The sequence below is a fragment of the Pseudomonas sp. AC211 genome (assembly GCF_979258055.1).
Genome location: NZ_OZ409830.1, coordinates 206,020 through 229,223 on the forward strand (window position 1 = coordinate 206,020; position 23,204 = coordinate 229,223).

Sequence of the window (23,204 nt, forward strand, 5' to 3'; positions counted from 1 at the left end):
TTAGGGCAGTTCGCGGAGCACGCGAAAACCTAGAGCATAGTCGTCGGTGCCCGGCTGCTTCAGGTCACGGAAGCTACTGCGCAGATACGTGGGCCCGCTGTTCCACGCGCCGCCACGGACCACGCGAGGGCTTTGGTCCAGCGGCCCGGCAGCCTGTTGCTCGCTGCCGTCAAAGGGTGTGACAAACCGCGAGGCGGTCCATTCCCACACATTGCCGGCCGTGTCGTACAGGCCAAAGGCGTTGGACGCGAACTGGCCGACCTCGCTGGTTTTGTATTGCTCAGAACGCGGCGAACCGCAGCCGCGGCAATGAGCGCGCGGTTGGTCTTCCGGGCTGTCGAGCTGCTCGCCCCACCAGTAAAACGTGCTGCTGCCGCCCCGGGCCGCGTATTCCCATTCGGCTTCGGTGGGCAAGCGATAGCGGTGGCCGGTACTTTTCGACAGCCATTGCAGGTAACTCTGCACATCAAACCAGGACACATGAATCACCGGCCGCTGCTCAGACAAGCCCCAGCCCTCGTTATCCGGCAGCGCTTTGCCAGTCGCGCTGGCGTAGCGCTGCCAGTCAGCAAAGGTCAGCTCGAAGCGGCCGATGGCGAAAGGCTTGGCGATGGTGACCGATTGCGCGGGGTGCTCGTTGTAGTTACCGCGCCCGCTGCTGTCGCCAAATACGAAATCGCCGGCCGGCACCACCACCAGCTCGGGCCCCGGTTCGTTGTTGGCGAGGGTGTCGTGAAACACTTCAACGGCATGAGCATGGCCGGCGACCAGCGCCGCCAGCCCGAGTAGAAAACCCCGCATCAGCCCGGCGGCCAAGCCAGTTGGCGTTTACCCAACACATGCATGTGGATGTGAAAGACGGTTTGCCCGCCATCCTCATTGCAATTCATCACCACGCGAAAGCCTTGCTCGCAGCCCTGTTCTTTCGCCAGGCGCTGGGCGGTGAACAGCATGTGGCCGGTCAGGGCGCTGTCGTCTTCGGTGAGGTGATTGAGCGTGGCGATGTGTTTTTTCGGAATCACCAGAAAGTGCACGGGCGCTTGTGGGCCGATATCGTGAAACGCGACAACATGGTCGTCTTCATAGAGCTTGCGCGCGGGAATGTCCCCGGCGACGATCTTGCAGAACAGACAGTCCACGGACAGGTCTCCAGCTGGCGATAGGAAGCCGGAGTTTAACCAGGCGGGTGCGGCACCGCGAGTGCGCGTGCGGCGGGCATCGATAGGGAGCAGGTGTGAAGAACGATATCCATGACTTGGGGCTGGTGCTCGATTCCAAGGTGAAGCTGGTGGTGATCGAGTCGTGGGATGAGCAGCGGGTGATGGAAACCCTCACCAGTCTCGCGGTGAAACGCGGGCTGGGTTTGTTCACCTGGGCGGTCACCGAGGGCATGCAGAAGCTCGGTTTTGGCGGTGATCCGCAGGGCGACGCGCCAAGCTTCGAGCCGGAAGCGGCGCTGCGCCTGATCAAGCACGACCCTATGCCGAATCTGTACGTGCTGTGCGACCTGCATCCATTTATGGAAGACAACCCCAAGCTGGTGCGGCTGCTTAAAGAAATTGCCATGGCCGAGGGCGCGCACAAACCCACGGTGGTGTTGGTGTCTCACGCCTTGAAGTTGCCACCGGAAGTTCAGCGCTACGCCGCGCGCTTCAGTCTGGCGTTGCCATCGGAAGACGAGTTGCTGGCCATCGTGCGCGAAGAAGCCGGCCGCTGGAGCGAGCGCAACCGCGGCGCACGCGTGCGCACCGATAACCGCACGTTGCAGCAGGTGGTGAAAAACCTTCGCGGCATGAGTCACGCCGAGGCGCGAGTGCTGGCGCGCGGGGTGATTTGCAACGACGGCGCGATTACTCAGGAAGACCTGCCCGAGCTGAACAAAACCAAATTCAAACTGCTCGACCTGGAAGGCGTACTCAGTTTCGAACACGACACGGCACGCTTCGCCGAGGTCGGCGGCTTGCTCAACCTCAAGCGTTGGCTGGCTGAGCGGCAAGACATTTTCCTCGCCGGCAAGGCCGCCGATTTGCCCAAAGGCATGCTCCTGGTCGGCGTGCAAGGCGGCGGTAAAAGCCTGGCGGCCAAAGCGGTTGCCGGGCTGTGGGGGTTGCCGTTGCTGCGTTTGGACTTCGCCTGCCTGTACAACAAATTCTTCGGGGAAACCGAGCGCAACCTGCGCGAAGCGCTGCGCCTGGCTGAGCAGATGGCGCCATGCGTGCTGTGGATGGATGAAGTGGAGAAAGGCCTGGCTAGCGGTGATCAGGACGGCGGCGTCAGCCAACGCGTGCTCGGCACCTTGCTGACCTGGATGGCCGAACGCAAAGCGCCGGTGTTTATGGTTGCCACCGCCAATGCCATCGATCGTCTGCCGCCGGAGCTGGTGCGCAAGGGGCGTTTCGATGAGCTGTTTTTCGTCGACCTGCCCGACGCCGAGACCCGTGCCGACATTTTCCGCATCCACCTGCTGCGTCGGGAGCTGGACCCTAACGCCTTCGACTTGCCGCAACTGGCGACCGTGAGCGACGGGTTTACCGGCGCTGAAATCGAGCAAGTGGTGGTCAGTGCGCTGTACGCCGGTCAGGCGCAACAGCAGGCGGTTGATCAAGGTTTGCTGCTGCGCAATATCAGCAGCACGGCGCCGCTTTCGGTGGTGATGGCCGAAGACTTGGCGGCGCTTCGCGCGTGGGCGGCGGGGCGTACAGTTTCAGCGGGTTAAGGCTGGCGACTGAAGCGCTTGTTGACCACGCCGGCCAGCTTGCGCACCAGCCAGCGCGGGGCGAACCGTGAGCTTCTGGCGATCAGTCGGTTGCGCCAGCCGGGAATGATCAGCGCGCGGTTTTTTTCCAGCGCCCGCACGGTGTAGAGCGCCAGTTCCTCTGGGTTCATCATCAGCTTGCTGTTGGCCAGCTTGCTCACCTCCATGTCGGCGCCGCGAAAAAACGCAGTGCGCGTGGGACCGGGGCAGAGCACCGACACCTTGATGCCCCGTCCTTTCATTTCCTCACGCAGGCCCTCGGAAAAATGCAGCACGAACGCCTTGCTGGCGTAGTAGCTGCTCATCCAGGGGCCAGGCTGAAATGCGGCGATCGACGCTACGTTGAGAATTTGCCCACCGCCTAGCGCGGCCATGCTGTTGCCAAGGGCGTGACTGAGGCGGGTGAGGGCCAGCACGTTGACTTCCAATTGCTGCTGCTCGCGGCCCCAGTCGCTGTCCAGGAATGGGCCTGGATGTGCCGAGGCCGGCGTTGTTGACCAAGAGGTCGATAGGCAGCTCGCCCTGTTCCAGTTCAAAGATCAGGCCGGTGAGTTGGGTGGGGTGGGCCAGGTTGCAGGTGCGAAATAGCACCTCGACGCCAAAGCGCTGGGTGAACTCGCAGGCGACGCTTTCAAGTACGTCGCGCTGGCGGGCCACCAGAATCAGGTTCCGACCGCGTCTGGCCAGGGCTTCCGCCAAGGCCAGACCGATGCCGCTGGAGGCCCCGGTTACCAATGCATAACGGGGCATAACGTTCTCCGCGCGGCGAGTGGGATGTGCAACGGTGCGTGCTTACTCTTCGCCAGACTCAGCGTCTTCGGCTGGCTCGACCGGTACTTCGACCGGCTCGGCAGGTTCGGCGTAATCGGCAGACGGCTCGGCGCTTTCTTCGCTGTCTTCGTCGGAGTAAGGCTGCGCGTAGCTGGAATCCTCAGTGCCCTGGATATAGTTCTGGTACTGCGGAATGGCGATCGCGGCCAGGATGCCGATTACTACTGGCAACACCAGCATCGACCAAGCCATCAGCACCACGCCTTTGCTGTTTGGCGGGGGCGGGGAGCCGTAACGGTTGGCGCCAGGCGTGCCGGGCAGAATCAGCATGAGCAATGGGAAAACGCTGCCGACAATCGGGACCAGCAGCAGCAAGAGCAACCAGGCCGACCAGCCCAGGTCGTGCAAACGTTTGGCGCCGAAACCGACGCTGACCACCATCAAGGCGATCCAGCCGATCACCATCAGGGCGATGGCGAGCACTTGCGAGATCATCATGGCGCCGGCGAAGACGAGGCCGAGCACCGGCAGAGCCAGCAAGGTCAGGCCCATGCTCCAGCCCAGATAGCGCACGCGGCCGATTCGCCCTTCGATGCCGAACAGGTTCAGCTCGCAATACTCCGGCAGGGTTTCGCCCACCTGAGCCTGCGGCGTGGCGTAAGGCGACGCGGTGGCGACGGCTGCTGCGCCCACGCTGGGCGCTGGCACAACGGGAGCGGTTTCGGCCAGTTGGGTCTGACGGGCAACGTATTTGTCGATGACGATGCCGCACGCGCTGCACTCGATGGCCTTGGCTTGCTCATGGCCACACTTGGGGCAGGTCATGCGCGTGGTTTCTTCGGTGGGCTCGGCAGGCGTGGTGCGGTGGTCGTCGGTTTCCACCAGGCTGAGGCTGGAAGCCAGGTCAGCCTCTTTGTAAACCTTGGCGCCCACGTTCTGCAGCGCCGTGACGTATTTGTCCGCTTCGGCTTTGGTGAGGTCGCGCTTGAGCGCCACCGGGTTGCCGGTGAATAGCGCGTCAATTTTGTCGCGGTCGCTCTTGAACAGGCGGGCCAGGTTGTCTTTGACGGCATCCAATGCCGCCGCCGGCATCAGTTCGCCGGTGAACACGATTTTGAAGCGTGGATCGGTCATTCGTACGTCCCTGTCAGCACTAGAGATGAAGTGGGCACAGCGTACTGGCCCGAGTGATGTTCAGACAAGCGCGCGCGTGATGCGCATCACGCTTCAGCCCATGTTTTCTGGCAACCAGCGCCCCACGAAGCGGTTATTGCGCAGCAGACGCAGGGCGCTGAAGTCGTCCATGAGGCCTTCGCTGAGTTGCGGACGCAGGAACACCCAGTCGTCGACGTGCAGGTCTGTGGCCCGCGAACCGTTCACCCGCTCTTGGTTGGCGCTGCGACCGAACAAGCTGTCGTAGCTCAGCCCGGCGGGGGCAAGCGGTTCGGCTGGCCAGCGACCGCCGTATAAGTAGTAGGCCTGTTGGCGATTACGGTCCCAGGTCTGCAACGCCGTTTGCACGCCGCTCAGGTACGGCAATTCGCCGGTCTGCGCTTTGAGCACCGGGGTGGCGATCCACAGGGCCGGCGTGTGAGGCTGAGCAAGTCGGTGTCGAACTCGCTGGGTTTCAGCAATGCCGAACCGACGGCCACCTCGTTCAGCGGCGTATCGCCGCGCGCGTGCAGCGCGTACGTCAGGCTGCCGCCGCCGTTGAGCAGGGGTTGTGCGGGCCAGAGGTCGGTGAAGGTTTGCGCGGCGGCGAGAAAGGCGCGGTAGCGGGCATTGCTGTCGGCGAACGCGCGGTCGCGGCCGACCCACGGCGGCGAATGAGCGACGTGGGCGTCATAGCCCATCAGGCCGCGCAGGCGTACATCAGTGTTGCGGGTCCGCAGCGCGGCGAGCGCCTCGCCAAGGGCTTGCGGGGTCGAGAAGCCGCCGCGGGCCAGGCCAAGGTCAATTTCCAAAGCAATCTGCACGGGTTGTTTCAGGGCTGCGGCCAGGTCCGCGTATTGCTGCAGGCGCTGCGGCGTGTCGATAAGCCAGGTGACTTGGCGGGCCGGGTCGAACGAGGAGGCCGCGCCCAGTTGCTGATAAAAACTCAGGGCGGCGTTTACCGGCAGCGGTTTGCCGACGAGCAAATCGGCATCCGCAAACAGCCGCGCCAGGCCATTGAGCTGCGGCTGGTGGAAGACCATAAAGCGCCGCGTGGCGAGTTTTTGCGCGAGATAGCCGAGCAAACCGTCGCTGGCCAGTGACTTGGCGACCAGTCGCAATGGCAGCGCCGAGCCTAACCGCTGGGCCAGCAACTCGGCGTTGACGTCCAGGCGTTGCATGTCGACTACCAGCTGCGGCACGCCGCCGCCGTCCTGTTTCAATAGGCGGTTGAGCGTGGCGAAGTAGTCGTCGTAAGGGCGGCCGTTGTCGCCTGGACGGGCAGCCCAGGCACCCAGCAGGCCCAGCGCGCCCAGGCCCAGCAGGTGGCGCCGGTTCATCGCGGCCAGCGCTGACCCAGTTGCGCGGTGCGTTGCTGGGCGGCGCGGTATTCGCTGTCCAGGCGCTGAATCAACTCGGCGACGCTGGGCAGGTCGGTGATGTCGCCCACGCCTTGGCCGGCCGACCACACGGTTTTCCAGGCTTTGGCTTCGTCGTTGATGGGTTTGAGCTTCTCGCCGTAGTTCACCGCGCCTTTATCCTGCAGCTTGGCCAGGTCAAAGCCGCCTTGCTCCAGGCTCTGGCGCATAAAGCTCGCGGGCACGCCGGAGACGGCGGGCGTGTGCACGATGTCGGCGGCTTTGGCGCCGAGAATCATGTCTTTGTAGGCCTGCGGTGCGTCGTTTTCCTTCACGGCGATCATGCGGGTGCCGAGATAGGCGAGGTCGGCCCCGAGCATTTGCGCAGCGAGAATTTCATGGCCGTGGTTGAGGCAGCCGGCCAGCAACACGGTTTTGTGGAAGAACTGACGAATTTCCGCGACCAGAGCGAACGGACTCAGGTTCCGGCATGCCCGCCCGCGCCGGCCGCCACGGCAATCAGACCGTCGACGCCGGCCTCGGCCGCTTTCTCGGCGTGTCGGCGCGTGGTCACGTCGTGGAACACCAGGCCGCCGTAGCTGTGCACCGCGTCGACCACTTCCTTCACAGCGCCAAGGCTGGTGATGACGATGGGCACGCGCTGCTCTACGCAGATGGCCAAGTCGGCCTGCAGGCGCGGGTTGGTGTTGTGCACGATGAGGTTGACGGCGTAAGGCGCGGCGTCGCTGCTCAAGCCCGCATTGATCTCGTCCAGCCACGCCTTGAAAGCGCTGCTTTCGCGCTGATTCAGTGCCGGAAAGCTGCCGACGATGCCGTTGTTACAGCACGCCAATACCAACTGCGGGTTGGAGACCAGAAACATGGGTGCAGCAACTACCGGTAAACGCAGGCGTTGTTCGAGCAGGGCGGGCAAAGACATGGGCATTCTCCAAATCGGTCGCAGGAATGCTGCGGCAGCAGCGGTGGCAGTTAGAGCGGAGGCAGTTAGAACGGACGCACGACCACCAGAATTACGATGGCCAGCAAGGCCAGTACCGGCGCTTCGTTAAACCAGCGATAAAACACGTGGCTGCGGCTTTGCTGCCCGGCGGCGAAGCGTTTGCGCATGGCGCCGCACATATGGTGGTAACCAATCAACAGCACCACCAAGGTCAGTTTGGCGTGCATCCAGCCCTGGCTGAGCAGGCTGGGATTGAGCCACAGCAGCCAGATGCCAAGGCCAACGGTGGCGAGCATGGAGGGCGTCATGATGCCGCGATACAACTTGCGCTCCATCACGCAGAAGCGCTCTTTGCTGACGTTGTCTTCGCTCATGGCGTGATAGACGAACAGGCGGGGAAGGTAGAACAGCCCGGCGAACCAACAAACCATGGCGATGATGTGAAAGGCCTTGATCCAGAGGTAGAGCATTCGGGGGTTTCCTGAGCGGCGGAATGAGGGGCGGTCGGACGCCTGAATTGGCCGTATTAAACAGGTTATCCCGGTCATACGTCACCAAGGCGGTTGGCCGTTGACGGATGCAGCCGTATCATCGGCAGCTTTCCCCGACTCGGGGAGACTGCTGCGCTTTCCCGCAGCGGGCATTCAGTTTTGCAGGGGGTTCGTGATGGTCAAGGTCGGTATCGTCGGCGGCACAGGCTACACCGGGGTCGAGCTGCTGCGCCTGTTGGCACAGCATCCACAGGCTGAGGTGGTGGTTATCACCTCGCGCTCGGAAGCGGGCACACGCGTCGATGAGATGTACCCGAACCTGCGCGGTCATTACGACAACCTCAGCTTTACCGTTCCGGACACCGCCACTCTGGGCGCGTGCGATGTGGTGTTCTTCGCCACCCCGCACGGCGTCGCCCATGCGCTGGCCGGCGAATTGCTGGCGGCAGGCACCAAGGTGATCGACCTGTCGGCTGACTTCCGTTTGCAAGATGCCGAGGAATGGGCCCAGTGGTACGGCCAGCCCCACGGCGCGCCGGATCTGTTGGGCGAAGCGGTGTACGGGCTGCCGGAAGTAAACCGTGAGCAAATCAAAGCAGCTCGCCTGATTGCAGTGCCCGGTTGCTACCCAACCGCCACGCAGCTCGGTTTTCTTCCGTTGCTGGAAGCCGGTTTGGCCGATAACAGCCGCTTGATCGCTGACTGCAAATCCGGCGTTAGCGGTGCCGGACGCGGCGCGAAAGTGGGTTCACTCTTCTCGCGAAGCGGGCGAAAGTATGATGGCGTATTCGGTGAAAGGTCATCGCCATTTGCCGGAAATCAGCCAAGGCCTGCGTCGCGCTGCGGGCGGTGAAGTGGGTCTGACCTTCGTGCCGCACCTGACGCCGATGATTCGTGGCATCCACTCCACGCTGTACGCCACGGTGACGGATAAGTCCGTCAATCTGCAGGAATTGTTTGAAAAGCGTTACGCCAACGAGCCATTTGTGGATGTGATGCCGGCCGGTAGTCACCCGGAAACGCGCAGCGTACGCGGTGCTAACGTCTGCCGTATCGCAGTGCACCGCCCACAAGGCGGTGATTTGGTGGTGGTGCTGTCGGTGATCGACAACCTGGTCAAAGGTGCGTCGGGCCAGGCCGTACAGAACATGAACATTCTGTTTGGGCTGGACGAGCGTTTGGGCCTGTCCCACGCTGCGTTGCTGCCGTAATAGACCAAGCGACCGCACGGCATGCAGCTGGCGGTCGCCGTTCAATAGTTGACCATTTTGGTAGGGGAAGCGGATAATGCCGCTGTCCCCAAGTAACACGTCGGCCACTGGCCGGGAGAAAGACAGCATGAGCGTCGAATCCTTCACCCCCACTCCGCTGCAATTCACGCACGGCGCGGCGAACAAGGTCAAAAACCTGGTCGATGAGGAAGGCAATCCACGTCTGAAATTGCGTGTGTTCGTCACAGGTGGCGGTTGCTCCGGCTTCCAATACGGCTTCACCTTCGATGAAGAAGTTGCCGATGACGACACCATCGTTGAGCGCGAAGGCGTGAGCTTGGTGGTCGACCCGATGAGCTTTCAGTACCTGGCAGGTGCGGAAGTGGATTATCAGGAAGGCCTGGAGGGTTCGCGTTTCGTGATCAAGAACCCGAACGCAACGACCATCATGCGGCTGCGGATCTTCATTCTCGATCTGAGTGATGGTTGCTACAACGACGCCGCGCGATTGCGCGGCGTTTTCGTTTCTGCAATTAGGCTGGGTAGATGGCGCCGAGAACTCGCAGGCCTTTAGCTCCGGTGACGCTTGGGCGATTGCTGGGAATGTTTTCCATGCAGCAATGCGCAAGCCAGGCGAACGCCATGGCTTCTACCCAGTCGGCTGGCACGCCGTGCTCATCCGTGCTCTGCACGCTGCAGCCCGGCAGCAGTTCGCCGAGTCGTTTCATCAACGTAAGGTTGCGGGCTCCGCCGCCGCAGACCAGAAGCCGTTCCGTATCCTGCTGGGCATTGGTCAGCGCGCCGATGATGCTCTGTGCCGTCATCTCTAACAGCGTGGCCTGCACATCCGACGGGCTGATGGTTGGGCGCTCGCTCAGGTGCCGGTCCAGCCACGGCAGGTTGAATAACTCACGGCCCGTGCTCTTCGGGCCTTTGGTCGTGAAGAACGGGTCGCTCAAGAGCGCACCGAGTAGCTCATTCTGACACCGTGCCGCTTGCCGCCCAGTCGCCGTTGCGGTCGTAGCTAACACCCTGGTGACGATGAATCCAGGCGTCCATCAGCACGTTTCCGGGGCCGGAGTCGAAGCCGTGCACCGGCTGCAGCGGATCAAGCAGGCTGAGGTTGCTGAAGCCGCCGACATTGAGGATGGCCTGGCGGCTGGCTCCGTCGCTGAACAGCGCATCGTGGAATGCCGGCACCAGTGGCGCGCCTTGGCCGCCAGCGGCAACGTCGCGGCGGCGGAAATCGGCCACCACGGTAACGCCGGTCAATTCAGTGAGGAGGGCCGGGTTGCCAATCTGAATAGTGAAGCCGCGTGCCGGCTCATGCCGAACAGTCTGGCCGTGGCTGCCGATGGCGCGGATATCCTTGGGTTCGAGTTGCTGTTCGCTAAGCATCGCGTGGATGCCTTCAGCTGCCAGGCGCGCCCATTGCTGTTCAGCGATTGCGCTTCTTGCAAGCTCGTCCGGGCCAGAGCTGCACAGCGCGAGCAAGTCGGCATGCAGGTCATCCGGCATGGGCAAGTAGCGGGTAGCGAGAAGGGTGGTGGTGTTGCTTTGTTCGATTAGAGCGATGTCCAGCCCATCAAGGCTGGTGCCGGACATCACTCCTATATAGCGCGGCACGGCTTAACGCTTGTTCAAGGCCAGCATGGTGGCCTTTTCTTGATCCATCTGCGCCATCAGCGGTTTGCTCATTTGCATGAAGCGCGCTTTGTCTGGCCCGGAAATGGGGTCTGCCATAGCCAGCTTCTGGCTCAGCGGATCGACATGTTGGCCATTCACCTGAAACTCATAGTGCAGGTGCGGGCCGGTCGACAGGCCAGTGGTGCCGATGTAACCGATCACTTGACCCTGTTTGACCATGCTTCCGGTTTTGATGCCTTTGGCGAAGCCCTGCATATGGCCGTACAGCGTGGTGTAGGTTTTGTTGTGCTGAATGATGATGGTGTTGCCGTAACCACCACGGCGGCCCGCCAGCTGCACGCGACCGTCGCCGGCTGCTTTGATCGGCGTACCGCGCGGCGCGGCGTAATCGACACCTTTGTGGGCGCGAATCTTGTTCAGAATCGGATGGAACCGACCCATCGAAAAACGCGAGCTGATGCGGGCGAAGTCCACCGGCGTGCGGATAAACGCTTTGCGCATGCTGTTGCCGTCAGCGGTGTAGTAGCTGGTGGAGCCTTGTTTGCTGGTGTAACGGACCGCGGTGAAGGGTTTGCCACGGTTTACGAAGCGAGCAGCGAGGATGTTGCCGTCGCCGACCTTCTTGTCATTCACCACCTTCTGCTCGTAGATCACTTCGAATTCGTCGCCTTCACGAAGGTCCTGCGCGAAATCGATGTCGTAGCCGAACACGTTCGCCAAATCCATCGTCATGTTATGCGACAGGCCGGCGCGCTTGGCCGATACGAAAAGGGAGCTGTCGATGACGCCATGCGCGTAGGCGGTGCGGATGGTCGGCTTGGTCAGCTCGCGTTTGAACTCAAAGCCCTTGTCTGTTTTTGCCAGCGTGATTGTTTCCAGGTCGCTGAGTTTGCTTTGCAGGTGCTGCAAGCCGCCGTCTTGGGTGAGCTTGACCTCAAGCACTTGGCCGATCTTCAGCTGGCCGAAACGCTTGGCGTTGTTGCTGCTGCTCAGCGCTTCGTGGAGGTGAGCGGGTGTCAGACCGGCTTTCTGGAAAACGGTCGATAGTGTGTCCCCGTTCGCCACGGTGATGAGCTTGGTGTAGGGATCTACCGGCGCGGCCTCCGCAACTGGAGCTTGCAGTTTTTCTGTAGGCTGCTCGGCTTGTTGTGTCTCGGAGTTCTGTGGATCAATTTGAGCAAAAGGCGACGCCGACGTCTCGCCTGGCAAGCGTGGCAGCTGTTCGCTTGGATTGGTTTGAAGTTGTTCACTAGCGTTGAGGTCGAGATTGAGCGTGGTCTTTTTTGCTTCAACTTCTCGAGACGGAAACACCAGCAACGCCAGGCTTAGAAGGGCGGCAATGCCGCTGGCCGCAAGCAGATGACTTTTCGGATACGGCGGAGGCGCTTTAGAAATAGAGGTCATAAGGTGATTTTGACTTTGAAAAGATGAAAAGAAGAGATGAAGAAAATCATGAATATGAAATAACTGTATAAAATATAACCAAAATCACCCCGAGGCAAGCCTATGGTTTTCCGGGTTTTGGCGTAGGGACAAGCGGCAGGCACAAACTTGTAATTAGTTGGTGATCTTGTATGGTTGGTTCCCTTCGAAAATCAGGTGGTAGCGGGGCGGGTATGAAGTCGGTTGAAGAGCAGCTGGCGCTGATCAAGCGCGGCGCAGAAGAGGTATTGGTCGAGGCCGAGTTGGTCGAGAAACTCAAGCGCGGCCAGCCGCTACGCATTAAGGCTGGTTTCGACCCGACCGCGCCGGACCTGCACCTTGGCCATACCGTGCTTATTAATAAGCTGCGCCAGTTTCAGGAGTTGGGGCATCAGGTCGTTTTCCTCATTGGTGACTTCACCGGCATGATCGGTGACCCCAGCGGCAAGAGCGCCACTCGTCCACCGCTCACCCGTGCGCAAGTGCTGGATAACGCTGAAACCTACAAGGCTCAGGTCTTCAAAATTCTCGATCCGGCGAAAACCGAGGTGGCGTTCAATTCCACCTGGATGGATCAGTTGACCCCGGCCGACTTCATCCGCCTTGCTTCGCAATACACCGTGGCGCGGATGCTTGAGCGTGATGACTTCAGTAAGCGCTATTCCACCAATCAGCCGATTGCTATTCATGAATTTCTCTACCCCCTTGTGCAGGGGTATGACTCGGTTGCGCTGAAAGCAGACGTTGAGCTCGGCGGTACTGATCAGAAATTCAACCTGCTCATGGGGCGCGAATTGCAACGTGCTTATGGGCAAGAAGCGCAAACCATCCTGACCATGCCGTTGCTGGAAGGGTTGGATGGCGTGAAGAAGATGTCCAAATCGCTGGGCAACTACGTCGGCATCCAGGAAGCGCCGGGGGTTATGTACAACAAGCTGGTATCCATTCCTGACGCGCTGATGTGGCGTTATTTCGAGCTGCTGAGCTTCCGGTCTATGGCGGAGATTGAGGTCTTTAAGGCGGATGTTGCTGCGGGTGCGAATCCGCGTGACATCAAGATCAAGCTTGCGGAAGAGATCGTTGCGCGTTTTCACGGTGACGAGGCAGCTGCGAGTGCGCATCGCTCTGCCGGCAATCGCATGAAAGAAGGTGAGCTGCCAGACGATTTGCCTGAGGTTGAGGTGTTATCGGCCGAGGATTTACCAATTGCTTCTCTACTTAATAGAGCAGGGCTGGTAAAGAACGCTGCGGGTGCGCGTGATTTGCTGAGCGCTGGCAGCGTACGTATAGATGGTGAGGTTGTGGATCGCACCTTTATATACAAGCTCGGCAGTACCCATGTTTGTCAGGCGGGTAAGAAGGCTTTTGCGCGGGTTACGTTAAAAGCTGAGTAAAAGGTCAATTAATGCCTTGACGGCGTTTTCCAGGTGCTTATAATGCGCACCTCTTCCGGCGCGGAAGGCTCCTAAAAGTTCTTTCTAATCAATAGGTTAGGTTGAAATTGAAGGTTGCAAAGCAGAGCGATCTGCGTAGAATGCGCCGGGCTGACAAGGTTGAAGGTTGGTCTTGTTGGTCGGTCGAGTAAGTTGATCGAAAAGCGGTAAATGAGGTGGTTGACAGCGGTTTGAAACGCTGTAGAATTCGCCTCCCGCTTACGAGAGACTGAAGTTGATCTGAAGCGCAAGCGGTTGAGTTTGAAAAGAAATTTTCGAAATCGCTTGACGGAATAAGAGGCTGCTGTAGAATGCGCGCCTCGGTTGAGACAAAAGGCTTAACCAACTGTTCTTTAACAACTGAATCAAGCAATTCGTGTGGGTGCTTGTGAGGTAAGACTGATAGTCACCAGATTATCAGCATCACAAGTAACACTCGTTAATTTGAGAGTTTTTTGCGATTGCTGAGCCAAGTTTAGGGTTTTCACAAAACCCAGATATGTTTGAACTGAAGAGTTTGATCATGGCTCAGATTGAACGCTGGCGGCAGGCCTAACACATGCAAGTCGAGCGGATGAGAGGAGCTTGCTCCTTGATTCAGCGGCGGACGGGTGAGTAATGCCTAGAATCTGCCTATTAGTGGGGGACAACGTTTCGAAAGGAACGCTAATACCGCATACGTCCTACGGGAGAAAGCAGGGGACCTTCGGGCCTTGCGCTAATAGATGAGCCTAGGTCGGATTAGCTAGTTGGTGAGGTAATGGCTCACCAAGGCGACGATCCGTAACTGGTCTGAGAGGATGATCAGTCACACTGGAACTGAGACACGGTCCAGACTCCTACGGGAGGCAGCAGTGGGGAATATTGGACAATGGGCGAAAGCCTGATCCAGCCATGCCGCGTGTGTGAAGAAGGTCTTCGGATTGTAAAGCACTTTAAGTTGGGAGGAAGGGTTGTAGATTAATACTCTGCAATTTTGACGTTACCGACAGAATAAGCACCGGCTAACTCTGTGCCAGCAGCCGCGGTAATACAGAGGGTGCAAGCGTTAATCGGAATTACTGGGCGTAAAGCGCGCGTAGGTGGTTCGTTAAGTTGGATGTGAAATCCCCGGGCTCAACCTGGGAACTGCATTCAAAACTGTCGAGCTAGAGTATGGTAGAGGGTGGTGGAATTTCCTGTGTAGCGGTGAAATGCGTAGATATAGGAAGGAACACCAGTGGCGAAGGCGACCACCTGGACTGATACTGACACTGAGGTGCGAAAGCGTGGGGAGCAAACAGGATTAGATACCCTGGTAGTCCACGCCGTAAACGATGTCGACTAGCCGTTGGGGTCCTTGAGACTTTAGTGGCGCAGCTAACGCATTAAGTCGACCGCCTGGGGAGTACGGCCGCAAGGTTAAAACTCAAATGAATTGACGGGGGCCCGCACAAGCGGTGGAGCATGTGGTTTAATTCGAAGCAACGCGAAGAACCTTACCTGGCCTTGACATGCTGAGAACTTTCCAGAGATGGATTGGTGCCTTCGGGAACTCAGACACAGGTGCTGCATGGCTGTCGTCAGCTCGTGTCGTGAGATGTTGGGTTAAGTCCCGTAACGAGCGCAACCCTTGTCCTTAGTTACCAGCACGTTATGGTGGGCACTCTAAGGAGACTGCCGGTGACAAACCGGAGGAAGGTGGGGATGACGTCAAGTCATCATGGCCCTTACGGCCAGGGCTACACACGTGCTACAATGGTCGGTACAAAGGGTTGCCAAGCCGCGAGGTGGAGCTAATCCCATAAAACCGATCGTAGTCCGGATCGCAGTCTGCAACTCGACTGCGTGAAGTCGGAATCGCTAGTAATCGTGAATCAGAACGTCACGGTGAATACGTTCCCGGGCCTTGTACACACCGCCCGTCACACCATGGGAGTGGGTTGCACCAGAAGTAGCTAGTCTAACCTTCGGGAGGACGGTTACCACGGTGTGATTCATGACTGGGGTGAAGTCGTAACAAGGTAGCCGTAGGGGAACCTGCGGCTGGATCACCTCCTTAATCGACGACATCAGCTTCCTTATAAGCTCCCACACGAATTGCTTGATTCATTGCGAAAGACGATAGGGTCGTCCTAGAGGTTTTGGGAGGATCAGTGACGAGTTGTCAGCCTAGTAGCCCGAACAATTGGGTCTGTAGCTCAGTTGGTTAGAGCGCACCCCTGATAAGGGTGAGGTCGGCAGTTCGAATCTGCCCAGACCCACCAATTGTTGTGGAAGAAGCCTCAGATACGGGGCCATAGCTCAGCTGGGAGAGCGCCTGCCTTGCACGCAGGAGGTCAACGGTTCGATCCCGTTTGGCTCCACCACGACGACACGTAAAGTTCAGAATTGAGTATTCGCCTGTTGGCTGAATATTGAATTCTGGTCTTTGACTAGAAAGTATTATCGTTCTTTAAAAATTTGGGTATGTGATAGAAAGATAGACTGGATAGCACTTTCACTGGTGTTTATTCAGGCTAAGGTAAAATTTGTGAGTTCTCTTGAGAGATCAAGAGTATTTCGAATTTTCGGCGAATGTCGTCTTCATAGTATAACCAGATTGCTTGGGGTTATATGGTCAAGTGAAGAAGCGCATACGGTGGATGCCTTGGCAGTCAGAGGCGATGAAAGACGTGGTAGCCTGCGAAAAGCTTCGGGGAGTCGGCAAACAGACTTTGATCCGGAGATGTCTGAATGGGGGAACCCACTTAACATAAGTTAAGTATCTTGCACTGAATACATAGGTGTAAGAAGCGAACCAGGGGAACTGAAACATCTAAGTACCCTGAGGAAAAGAAATCAACCGAGATTCCCTTAGTAGTGGCGAGCGAACGGGGACTAGCCCTTAAGTTGATTTGAGATTAGCGGAACGCTCTGGAAAGTGCGGCCATAGTGGGTGATAGCCCTGTACGCGAAAATCTCTTATCAATGAAATCGAGTAGGACGGAGCACGAGAAACTTTGTCTGAATATGGGGGGACCATCCTCCAAGGCTAAATACTACTGACTGACCGATAGTGAACTAGTACCGTGAGGGAAAGGCGAAAAGAACCCCGGAGAGGGGAGTGAAATAGATCCTGAAACCGTATGCGTACAAGCAGTGGGAGCCCACTTTGTTGGGTGACTGCGTACCTTTTGTATAATGGGTCAGCGACTTATATTCAGTGGCGAGCTTAACCGAATAGGGAGGCGTAGCGAAAGCGAGTCTTAATAGGGCGTTTAGTCGCTGGGTATAGACCCGAAACCGGGCGATCTATCCATGGGCAGGTTGAAGGTTGGGTAACACTAACTGGAGGACCGAACCGACTACCGTTGAAAAGTTAGCGGATGACCTGTGGATCGGAGTGAAAGGCTAATCAAGCTCGGAGATAGCTGGTTCTCCTCGAAAGCTATTTAGGTAGCGCCTCGTGTATCACTGCTGGGGGTAGAGCACTGTTTCGGCTAGGGGGTCATCCCGACTTACCAAACCGATGCAAACTCCGAATACCAGCAAGTGCGAGCACGGGAGACACACGGCGGGTGCTAACGTCCGTCGTGAAAAGGGAAACAACCCAGACCGTCAGCTAAGGTCCCAAAGTCATGGTTAAGTGGGAAACGATGTGGGAAGGCTTAGACAGCTAGGAGGTTGGCTTAGAAGCAGCCACCCTTTAAAGAAAGCGTAATAGCTCACTAGTCGAGTCGGCCTGCGCGGAAGATGTAACGGGGCTCAAACCATGCACCGAAGCTACGGGTATCACTTAGGTGATGCGGTAGAGGAGCGTTCTGTAAGCCTGTGAAGGTGAGTTGAGAAGCTTGCTGGAGGTATCAGAAGTGCGAATGCTGACATGAGTAACGACAATGGAGTGTGAAAAACACCCACGCCGAAAGACCAAGGTTTCCTGCGCAACGTTAATCGACGCAGGGTTAGTCGGTCCCTAAGGCGAGGCTGAAAAGCGTAGTCGATGGAAAACAGGTTAATATTCCTGTACTTCTAGTTATTGCGATGGGGGGACGGAGAAGGCTAGGCCAGCTTGGCGTTGGTTGTCCAAGTTTAAGGTTGTAGGCTGACTGCTTAGGTAAATCCGGGCGGTTAAGGCTGAGAACTGATGACGAGTGCTCATTAGAGCGCGAAGTGGTTGATGCCATGCTTCCAAGAAAAGCCTCTAAGCTTCAGATAACTAGGAACCGTACCCCAAACCGACACAGGTGGTTGGGTAGAGAATACCAAGGCGCTTGAGAGAACTCGGGTGAAGGAACTAGGCAAAATGGCACCGTAACTTCGGGAGAAGGTGCGCCGGTGAGGGTGAAGCATTTACTGCGTAAGCTCATGCCGGTCGAAGATACCAGGCCGCTGCGACTGTTTATTAAAAACACAGCACTCTGCAAACACGAAAGTGGACGTATAGGGTGTGACGCCTGCCCGGTGCCGGAAGGTTAATTGATGGGGTTAGCTAACGCGAAGCTCTTGATCGAAGCCCCGGTAAACGGCGGCCGTAACTATAACGGTCCTAAGGTAGCGAAATTCCTTGTCGGGTAAGTTCCGACCTGCACGAATGGCGTAACGATGGCGGCGCTGTCTCCACCCGAGACTCAGTGAAATTGAAATCGCTGTGAAGATGCAGTGTATCCGCGGCTAGACGGAAAGACCCCGTGAACCTTTACTATAGCTTTGCACTGGACTTTGAATTTGCTTGTGTAGGATAGGTGGGAGGCTTTGAAGCGTGGACGCCAGTTCGCGTGGAGCCAATCTTGAAATACCACCCTGGCAACTTTGAGGTTCTAACTCTGGTCCGTTATCCGGATCGAGGACAGTGTATGGTGGGTAGTTTGACTGGGGCGGTCTCCTCCTAAAGAGTAACGGAGGAGTACGAAGGTGCGCTCAGACCGGTCGGAAATCGGTCGTAGAGTATAAAGGCAAAAGCGCGCTTGACTGCGAGACAGACACGTCGAGCAGGTACGAAAGTAGGTCTTAGTGATCCGGTGGTTCTGTATGGAAGGGCCATCGCTCAACGGATAAAAGGTACTCCGGGGATAACAGGCTGATACCGCCCAAGAGTTCATATCGACGGCGGTGTTTGGCACCTCGATGTCGGCTCATCACATCCTGGGGCTGAAGCCGGTCCCAAGGGTATGGCTGTTCGCCATTTAAAGTGGTACGCGAGCTGGGTTTAGAACGTCGTGAGACAGTTCGGTCCCTATCTGCCGTGGACGTTTGAGATTTGAGAGGGGCTGCTCCTAGTACGAGAGGACCGGAGTGGACGAACCTCTGGTGTTCCGGTTGTCACGCCAGTGGCATCGCCGGGTAGCTATGTTCGGAATAGATAACCGCTGAAAGCATCTAAGCGGGAAACTAGCCTCAAGATGAGATCTCACTGGGATCTTGAATCCCCTAAAGGGCCGTCGAAGACTACGACGTTGATAGGTGGGGTGTGTAAGCGTTGTGAGGCGTTGAGCTAACCCATACTAATTGCCCGTGAGGCTTGACCATATAACACCCAAGCAATTTGCTTAGCGCAAATTGATGGTGTGAAGACGATACAAACCGAAAATTCGGCAAACACACAAATTACCCGCAACACCATCACATACCCAATTTGGAGCTGCGCTAACGCGACGCTCCACCCGAATTGCTTGACGACCATAGAGCGTTGGAACCACCTGATCCCATCCCGAACTCAGTAGTGAAACGACGCATCGCCGATGGTAGTGTGGGGTCTCCCCATGTGAGAGTAGGTCATCGTCAAGCTTAAATTCCAAACCCCTACTCGTGAAAACGGGTAGGGGGTTTGTTTTTGGGCGCAGAAAAGTGAAGCGCGCCCGGCGAGGCTGTCTCGAGTGTCCTGATCACTAGCTTCCTATGCTTTCTATGCAATCCCCAAGTGCATCGATATGATGCGTGCACTTTCAGTTGGGCTTACTGCAAATGCCGGATTTACTGACGCTTCTGCAAGATGGTCGCTTTCATTCGGGCGAGGCTCTTGGCCGGGCCCTAGGTATAAGTCGTGCGGCTGTCTGGAAACAGCTTAAAGAGTTGGAGTCAGCGCACGGTCTCCTTATCCACAAAGTGCGCGGGCGAGGATATTCCCTCGAAAGCCCTATCTCTCTATTGGAGCGTGATCATCTGCTGCCCAATCCAGGGGGGTGGTCCCCCTATGTGGTTGAAAGCATTGATTCGACTAATGCTGAAGCGTTCAGATGCCTCGAAAGAGGATTTTCACCCCCATTTTTTGTAGTCGCCGAGCGGCAGACCGCTGGGCGCGGCCGGCGCGGCCGGCAATGGGTTAGTCCCTTTGCAGAAAATGTTTATTACAGTCTTCTCTTGCGCGCCGAGGGTGGGGCGGCTCAGTTTGAGGGACTGAGTCTGGTCGTTGGTCTAGCGGTGCTGGGTGCAGTACGCGAACTGGGCGTCGCAGGTGGTGGGCTTAAGTGGCCAAACGATATCTTGGTGCGCGGAAAAAGATCGCCGGCATATTGCTGGAGTTGTCTGGTGATCCAGCGGATGTTTGCCATGTAGTGATCGGTGTTGGGATCAACGTCAATATGCGCAGTCAGAATGTGATCGACCAGCCTTGGACGTCCATGCGCCTTGAAAGCGGCAAAATGATCGACCGCAGTGTGCTTATTAATAAGCTTGAACGTGCATTTAAGTCGCTACTTGCGGACGCACCTCAAAGAAGGGTTTAAAGCGATTCGGGAGGAGTGGGAGGTCGAGCATTTGTGGCAAGGCCAAAAGGTTCGCCTTTCTGCGGGGAGTCAGAGCATTGATGGGGTTGTGCTTGGAGTAAATGCCCAGGGCGCCTTGCGCCTCTTGGTTGCTGGAACTGAGCACCAATATAGTGGCGGTGAGCTTAGTTTGAGGTTGCGTGATGATTCTTGAGCTTGACTGCGGCAACAGCTTTATTAAGTGGCGCGTGCTGGATCAAGCGGCAGTTTTCAATAGTGGTGTAGTGGGGAGCGCTGATGAGCTTCTTGCTGCACTCTGGGCGTTACCAGGCGTAGTGTTCAGCGCGGCGAGATTGGTAAGTGTTAGGAGTGATGAGGAGACAGCATCGATTGTGGAGCTCTTGTCTCAACAGTTTGGTGTGTTGGCATTGTGCGCGCGCCCGGCGCCGTCCGCTGCCGGTGTCAAGAACGGCTACAGCGATTACGAGCGGTTAGGGTTGGATCGATGGATGGCGGTGCTTGGCGCGTATCGTCTTGCTGGTGGTGCCTGTCTGGTTCTGGATCTCGGCACTGCCGTGACGTCAGACTTTGTTGATGCCGGCGGGGAGCACCTGGGTGGGTTTATTTGCCCGGGACTGCCGCTGATGCGAAATCAGCTGCGGACGCACACTCGCCGGATTCGTTACGAAGATGACGCTGCTGAAGAGGCTATGCAGGTCCTAGTTCCGGGGCGCTCCACGGTTGAGGCTGTGGAGCGAGGTTGTTCGTTGATGCTGCGAGGGTTCGTTCAAACTCAGCTTGAGCTGGCTCGCAGATATTGGGGTGACTCCTTTTCTGTATTTCTTACAGGGGGGGATGCGGGATCCGTCAAAGAAATTCTGCCTGCTGCGCGTGTAATGCCCGACCTGATTTTTGTCGGCCTTGCTATCGCATGTCCGTTGCCTTGAGGTCCATATGCGTTGGTTGTTTCTGTTTCTGCTGGTCTTGAATCTTTTCTACTACGTCTGGCATCAGCAGCAGGCCCCGCTTCGTGCCAAGGAAATCGCGCCTTTATCTTTGCATCAGGAGGTGCGTCGTGACATTCGCTTGCTTAGCGAGTCCGACAGCGCGCAGCGTCGCCGCGAGCGTTCAGACGACGAGCCTGCTGAGGCTGCCGAGGTGTGTATGTATCTCGGTGGTTTCGATCACGAAGAATCCGCAAGGCTGGTGGAGCAGCGTCTGATTACGTTGGATATTCAGTCTAGCGTCCAGGTTGTGGATGCTCCGGCAGGGCTCGATTATTGGGTTTACTTGCCGCCGCTCGCCTCGCGCCAGGCATCCTTGCGTCAGTTAAAAGAGCTGCAGGCAAGAAAAATAGACAGCTACATCATCACTCAAGGCGATCTTTCGAACGGTATTTCGCTAGGCATGTTTCCTCGTAATGAGTCTGCAGAAAGCGTGATGCAGAGGCTGCGTGAGGTGGGGTACGAGCCTCAGATGCGTGAGTTGCCTCGTGCGCATCGCAATTTCTGGGTGCGAATTGCTCCGGGTAGTCGCCGGTTGGTTGATGATGGATTGCTGCAACTGTTGGCAAGAGATTTTGGCGGCCTGCAACATCAATTAATGCCTTGCGAAAGCGTTGCATCGCCCAATTAGTTTGAATAGAATGGCGCCCGCTTTGCAGGGTTGCCTTTCGGGGTGTTCTGAAAAGTTGCTGTCGATTGCGCTAACCTCAAGTTTTTTATGAGGAATTGCTTGACAGTAGGGTGGCATGCGAAGAGAATGCCGCCTCACTTTGGAGGGGTTCCCGAGTGGCCAAAGGGATCAGACTGTAAATCTGACACGCGAGTTTCGAAGGTTCGAATCCTTCCCCCTCCACCATATTTAGCGAGAGCTGCAGGCTCCGCGGGTATAGTTCAACGGTAGAACCTCAGCCTTCCAAGCTGATGGTGCGGGTTCGATTCCCGCTACCCGCTCCATGTTTGCAGTAATTTGTTTTAAAGAGTTCGCTCTTGTAGCTCAGTTGGTAGAGCACACCCTTGGTAAGGGTGAGGTCAGCGGTTCGAATCCGCTCAAGAGCTCCATTATTAAAAGGCAGATATGCAGATATCTGCCTTTGTTTTAATGGTTGCGTGGTTCGCGCACTTAATCGATGGGAGACGCTCTGATGGCTAAAGAAAAGTTTGAACGGAACAAACCGCACGTCAACGTTGGCACCATCGGTCACGTTGACCACGGTAAAACCACTCTGACCGCTGCTCTGACTCGTGTTTGCTCCGAGGTTTTCGGTTCGGCTCGCGTTGACTTCGACAAAATCGACAGCGCTCCAGAAGAAAAAGCTCGTGGTATCACCATCAACACCGCTCACGTTGAATACGATTCGGCCGTGCGTCACTACGCACACGTTGACTGCCCAGGTCACGCCGACTACGTAAAAAACATGATCACCGGTGCTGCGCAGATGGACGGCGCGATCCTGGTTTGCTCGGCCGCTGATGGTCCGATGCCGCAAACTCGCGAGCACATCCTGCTGTCCCGTCAGGTAGGCGTTCCTTACATCGTTGTCTTCCTGAACAAGGCTGACATGGTGGACGACGCTGAGCTGCTGGAACTGGTAGAGATGGAAGTTCGTGATCTGCTGAGCACTTACGAGTTCCCAGGCGACGACACTCCGATCATCATCGGTTCGGCTCTGATGGCTTTGAACGGCCAAGACGACAACGAAATGGGCACCAGCGCTGTTAAGAAGCTGGTTGAGACTCTGGATAGCTACATTCCTGAGCCAGTTCGTGTTATCGACAAGCCATTCCTGATGCCAATCGAAGACGTATTCTCGATCTCGGGTCGCGGTACTGTAGTTACCGGTCGTATCGAGCGCGGTATCGTCAAGGTTCAAGAGCCTCTGGAAATTGTTGGTCTGCGTGACACCACTCAGACTACCTGCACCGGCGTTGAAATGTTCCGCAAACTGCTCGACGAAGGTCGTGCTGGCGAGAACTGCGGCGTTCTGCTGCGTGGTACCAAGCGTGAAGACGTTGAGCGTGGTCAAGTACTGGCCAAGCCGGGTTCGGTTAAGCCGCACACCAAGTTCGAAGCTGAGGTTTACATCCTGAGCAAAGACGAAGGTGGTCGTCACACTCCGTTCTTCAAAGGCTACCGTCCTCAGTTCTACTTCCGTACTACCGACGTTACTGGTAGCTGCGAACTGCCGGAAGGCGTTGAGATGGTAATGCCGGGCGACAACATCAAGATGGTTGTTACCTTGATCAAGTCGATCGCCATGGAAGATGGTCTGCGTTTCGCGATTCGCGAAGGCGGCCGTACCGTTGGCGCTGGCGTAGTTGCCAAAATCATCGAGTAAT

At 57.2% G+C, this 23,204-nt stretch carries 12 protein-coding genes, 5 tRNA genes, 3 rRNA genes and 6 pseudogenes; 16 read left to right on the top strand and 10 right to left on the bottom strand.

Going from position 1 to position 23,204, the window contains the following annotated elements; translation table 11 throughout:
• Both ACZZZP_RS00980 and ACZZZP_RS00985 read right to left on the bottom strand, forming a co-directional pair.
• The gene (locus tag ACZZZP_RS00980; RefSeq protein WP_463384568.1) at positions 1–801 is read right to left on the bottom strand and encodes a formylglycine-generating enzyme family protein; all 801 of its coding nucleotides are present in this window, start codon (positions 799–801) and stop codon (positions 1–3) included.
• Complete coding sequence (locus tag ACZZZP_RS00985; RefSeq protein ID WP_122497348.1) at positions 801–1,139, bottom strand: histidine triad nucleotide-binding protein; 339 nt, start codon at positions 1,137–1,139, stop codon at positions 801–803. Before ACZZZP_RS00985 ends, ACZZZP_RS00980 begins: the two co-directional genes overlap by 1 nt.
• 95 nt (positions 1,140–1,234) lie before the next feature.
• Between ACZZZP_RS00985 and ACZZZP_RS00990 the strand changes: the two genes are divergently transcribed.
• Entirely contained in the window at positions 1,235–2,716 is a 1,482-nt protein-coding gene (locus tag ACZZZP_RS00990) for an AAA family ATPase (protein ID WP_463384569.1), read from the top strand.
• Here the strand turns inward: ACZZZP_RS00990 and ACZZZP_RS00995 are convergent.
• The 6 genes and pseudogenes from ACZZZP_RS00995 to hemJ form a co-directional block, all read right to left on the bottom strand.
• Positions 2,713–3,505, bottom strand: a pseudogene (locus ACZZZP_RS00995) (SDR family NAD(P)-dependent oxidoreductase). The gene ACZZZP_RS00990 and the pseudogene ACZZZP_RS00995 overlap by 4 nt on opposite strands.
• 42 nt (positions 3,506–3,547) lie before the next feature.
• A complete protein-coding gene (locus ACZZZP_RS01000; RefSeq protein ID WP_463536198.1) occupies positions 3,548–4,660 on the bottom strand; it encodes a DUF805 domain-containing protein in 1,113 nt (370 codons plus the stop codon).
• Between the two features lie 93 nt (positions 4,661–4,753).
• Complete coding sequence (locus ACZZZP_RS01005) at positions 4,754–5,089, bottom strand: hypothetical protein (protein WP_463536199.1); 336 nt, start codon at positions 5,087–5,089, stop codon at positions 4,754–4,756.
• Positions 5,053–6,018, bottom strand: coding sequence for an alanine racemase (locus ACZZZP_RS01010; protein WP_463536200.1), 966 nt, complete (start codon positions 6,016–6,018; stop codon positions 5,053–5,055). The genes ACZZZP_RS01005 and ACZZZP_RS01010 overlap by 37 nt, the downstream gene beginning before the upstream one ends.
• Positions 6,015–6,976: pseudogene (locus ACZZZP_RS01015) on the bottom strand (NAD(P)H-dependent flavin oxidoreductase). The gene ACZZZP_RS01010 and the pseudogene ACZZZP_RS01015 overlap by 4 nt, the downstream one beginning before the upstream one ends.
• 65 nt (positions 6,977–7,041) lie before the next feature.
• Entirely contained in the window at positions 7,042–7,467 is a 426-nt protein-coding gene (gene hemJ, locus ACZZZP_RS01020; RefSeq protein WP_463384574.1) for a protoporphyrinogen oxidase HemJ, read from the bottom strand.
• Between the two features lie 196 nt (positions 7,468–7,663).
• On the opposite strand from hemJ, the pseudogene argC reads away from it, so the two are divergent.
• Both argC and erpA read left to right on the top strand, forming a co-directional pair.
• Positions 7,664–8,699 (top strand): annotated as a pseudogene (argC, locus tag ACZZZP_RS01025) (N-acetyl-gamma-glutamyl-phosphate reductase).
• A gap of 127 nt (positions 8,700–8,826) precedes the next feature.
• Positions 8,827–9,178, top strand: a pseudogene (gene erpA, locus ACZZZP_RS01030) (iron-sulfur cluster insertion protein ErpA).
• 54 nt (positions 9,179–9,232) lie between these two features.
• Here erpA and ACZZZP_RS01035 read toward each other — a convergent pair.
• Together ACZZZP_RS01035 and ACZZZP_RS01040 are read right to left on the bottom strand one after the other, a co-directional pair.
• Positions 9,233–10,325, bottom strand: a pseudogene (locus tag ACZZZP_RS01035) (anhydro-N-acetylmuramic acid kinase).
• A gap of 3 nt (positions 10,326–10,328) precedes the next feature.
• The gene (locus ACZZZP_RS01040) at positions 10,329–11,750 is read right to left on the bottom strand and encodes a peptidoglycan DD-metalloendopeptidase family protein (protein WP_463536201.1); all 1,422 of its coding nucleotides are present in this window, start codon (positions 11,748–11,750) and stop codon (positions 10,329–10,331) included.
• Between the two features lie 212 nt (positions 11,751–11,962).
• On the opposite strand from ACZZZP_RS01040, the gene tyrS reads away from it, so the two are divergent.
• From tyrS to tuf, 13 genes and pseudogenes are all read left to right on the top strand, one after another.
• Complete coding sequence (gene tyrS / locus ACZZZP_RS01045) at positions 11,963–13,162, top strand: tyrosine--tRNA ligase (RefSeq protein WP_463384577.1); 1,200 nt, start codon at positions 11,963–11,965, stop codon at positions 13,160–13,162.
• Positions 13,163–13,706: 544 nt separating this feature from the next.
• A 16S ribosomal RNA gene (locus ACZZZP_RS01050) occupies positions 13,707–15,242 on the top strand.
• A 128-nt stretch (positions 15,243–15,370) separates the two neighbouring features.
• A tRNA-Ile gene (locus ACZZZP_RS01055) sits at positions 15,371–15,447 on the top strand.
• Positions 15,448–15,473: 26 nt separating this feature from the next.
• Positions 15,474–15,549 (top strand) — tRNA-Ala (locus ACZZZP_RS01060).
• Between the two features lie 249 nt (positions 15,550–15,798).
• Positions 15,799–18,688: ribosomal RNA gene (locus ACZZZP_RS01065) — 23S ribosomal RNA — on the top strand.
• A gap of 142 nt (positions 18,689–18,830) precedes the next feature.
• A 5S ribosomal RNA gene (rrf, locus tag ACZZZP_RS01070) occupies positions 18,831–18,946 on the top strand.
• Together the 16S, 23S and 5S rRNA genes with 2 tRNA genes alongside form the textbook arrangement of a ribosomal RNA operon.
• A gap of 177 nt (positions 18,947–19,123) precedes the next feature.
• A pseudogene (gene birA, locus ACZZZP_RS01075) lies at positions 19,124–20,077 on the top strand (bifunctional biotin--[acetyl-CoA-carboxylase] ligase/biotin operon repressor BirA).
• Complete coding sequence (locus ACZZZP_RS01080; protein WP_463536924.1) at positions 20,067–20,810, top strand: pantothenate kinase; 744 nt, start codon at positions 20,067–20,069, stop codon at positions 20,808–20,810. Before birA ends, ACZZZP_RS01080 begins: the two are co-directional and overlap by 11 nt.
• A gap of 7 nt (positions 20,811–20,817) precedes the next feature.
• The gene (locus ACZZZP_RS01085) at positions 20,818–21,498 is read left to right on the top strand and encodes an SPOR domain-containing protein (RefSeq protein ID WP_463384578.1); all 681 of its coding nucleotides are present in this window, start codon (positions 20,818–20,820) and stop codon (positions 21,496–21,498) included.
• Between the two features lie 141 nt (positions 21,499–21,639).
• A tRNA-Tyr gene (locus tag ACZZZP_RS01090) sits at positions 21,640–21,723 on the top strand.
• A 24-nt stretch (positions 21,724–21,747) separates the two neighbouring features.
• Positions 21,748–21,821, top strand: a tRNA-Gly gene (locus ACZZZP_RS01095).
• 29 nt (positions 21,822–21,850) lie between these two features.
• Positions 21,851–21,926 (top strand) — tRNA-Thr (locus tag ACZZZP_RS01100).
• 83 nt (positions 21,927–22,009) lie between these two features.
• Positions 22,010–23,203, top strand: a complete 1,194-nt coding sequence (gene tuf / locus ACZZZP_RS01105; RefSeq protein ID WP_122453844.1) for an elongation factor Tu — start codon at positions 22,010–22,012, stop codon at positions 23,201–23,203.
• The last annotated feature ends 1 nt before the right edge of the window (position 23,204 follow it).

What these genes read in the sequence shown, in the direction of transcription:
- ACZZZP_RS00980 (WP_463384568.1), bottom strand. Translation starts at nt 801, where the DNA reads ATGCGGGGTTTTCTACTCGGGCTGGCGGCGCTGGTCGCCGGCCATGCT.
- ACZZZP_RS01000 (WP_463536198.1), bottom strand. Translation starts at nt 4,660, where the DNA reads ATGACCGATCCACGCTTCAAAATCGTGTTCACCGGCGAACTGATGCCG.
- ACZZZP_RS01010 (WP_463536200.1), bottom strand. Translation starts at nt 6,018, where the DNA reads ATGAACCGGCGCCACCTGCTGGGCCTGGGCGCGCTGGGCCTGCTGGGT.
- hemJ (WP_463384574.1), bottom strand. Translation starts at nt 7,467, where the DNA reads ATGCTCTACCTCTGGATCAAGGCCTTTCACATCATCGCCATGGTTTGT.
- ACZZZP_RS01040 (WP_463536201.1), bottom strand. Translation starts at nt 11,750, where the DNA reads ATGACCTCTATTTCTAAAGCGCCTCCGCCGTATCCGAAAAGTCATCTG.
- tyrS (WP_463384577.1), top strand. Translation starts at nt 11,963, where the DNA reads ATGAAGTCGGTTGAAGAGCAGCTGGCGCTGATCAAGCGCGGCGCAGAA.
- ACZZZP_RS01080 (WP_463536924.1), top strand. Translation starts at nt 20,067, where the DNA reads ATGATTCTTGAGCTTGACTGCGGCAACAGCTTTATTAAGTGGCGCGTG.
- ACZZZP_RS01085 (WP_463384578.1), top strand. Translation starts at nt 20,818, where the DNA reads ATGCGTTGGTTGTTTCTGTTTCTGCTGGTCTTGAATCTTTTCTACTAC.
- tuf (WP_122453844.1), top strand. Translation starts at nt 22,010, where the DNA reads ATGGCTAAAGAAAAGTTTGAACGGAACAAACCGCACGTCAACGTTGGC.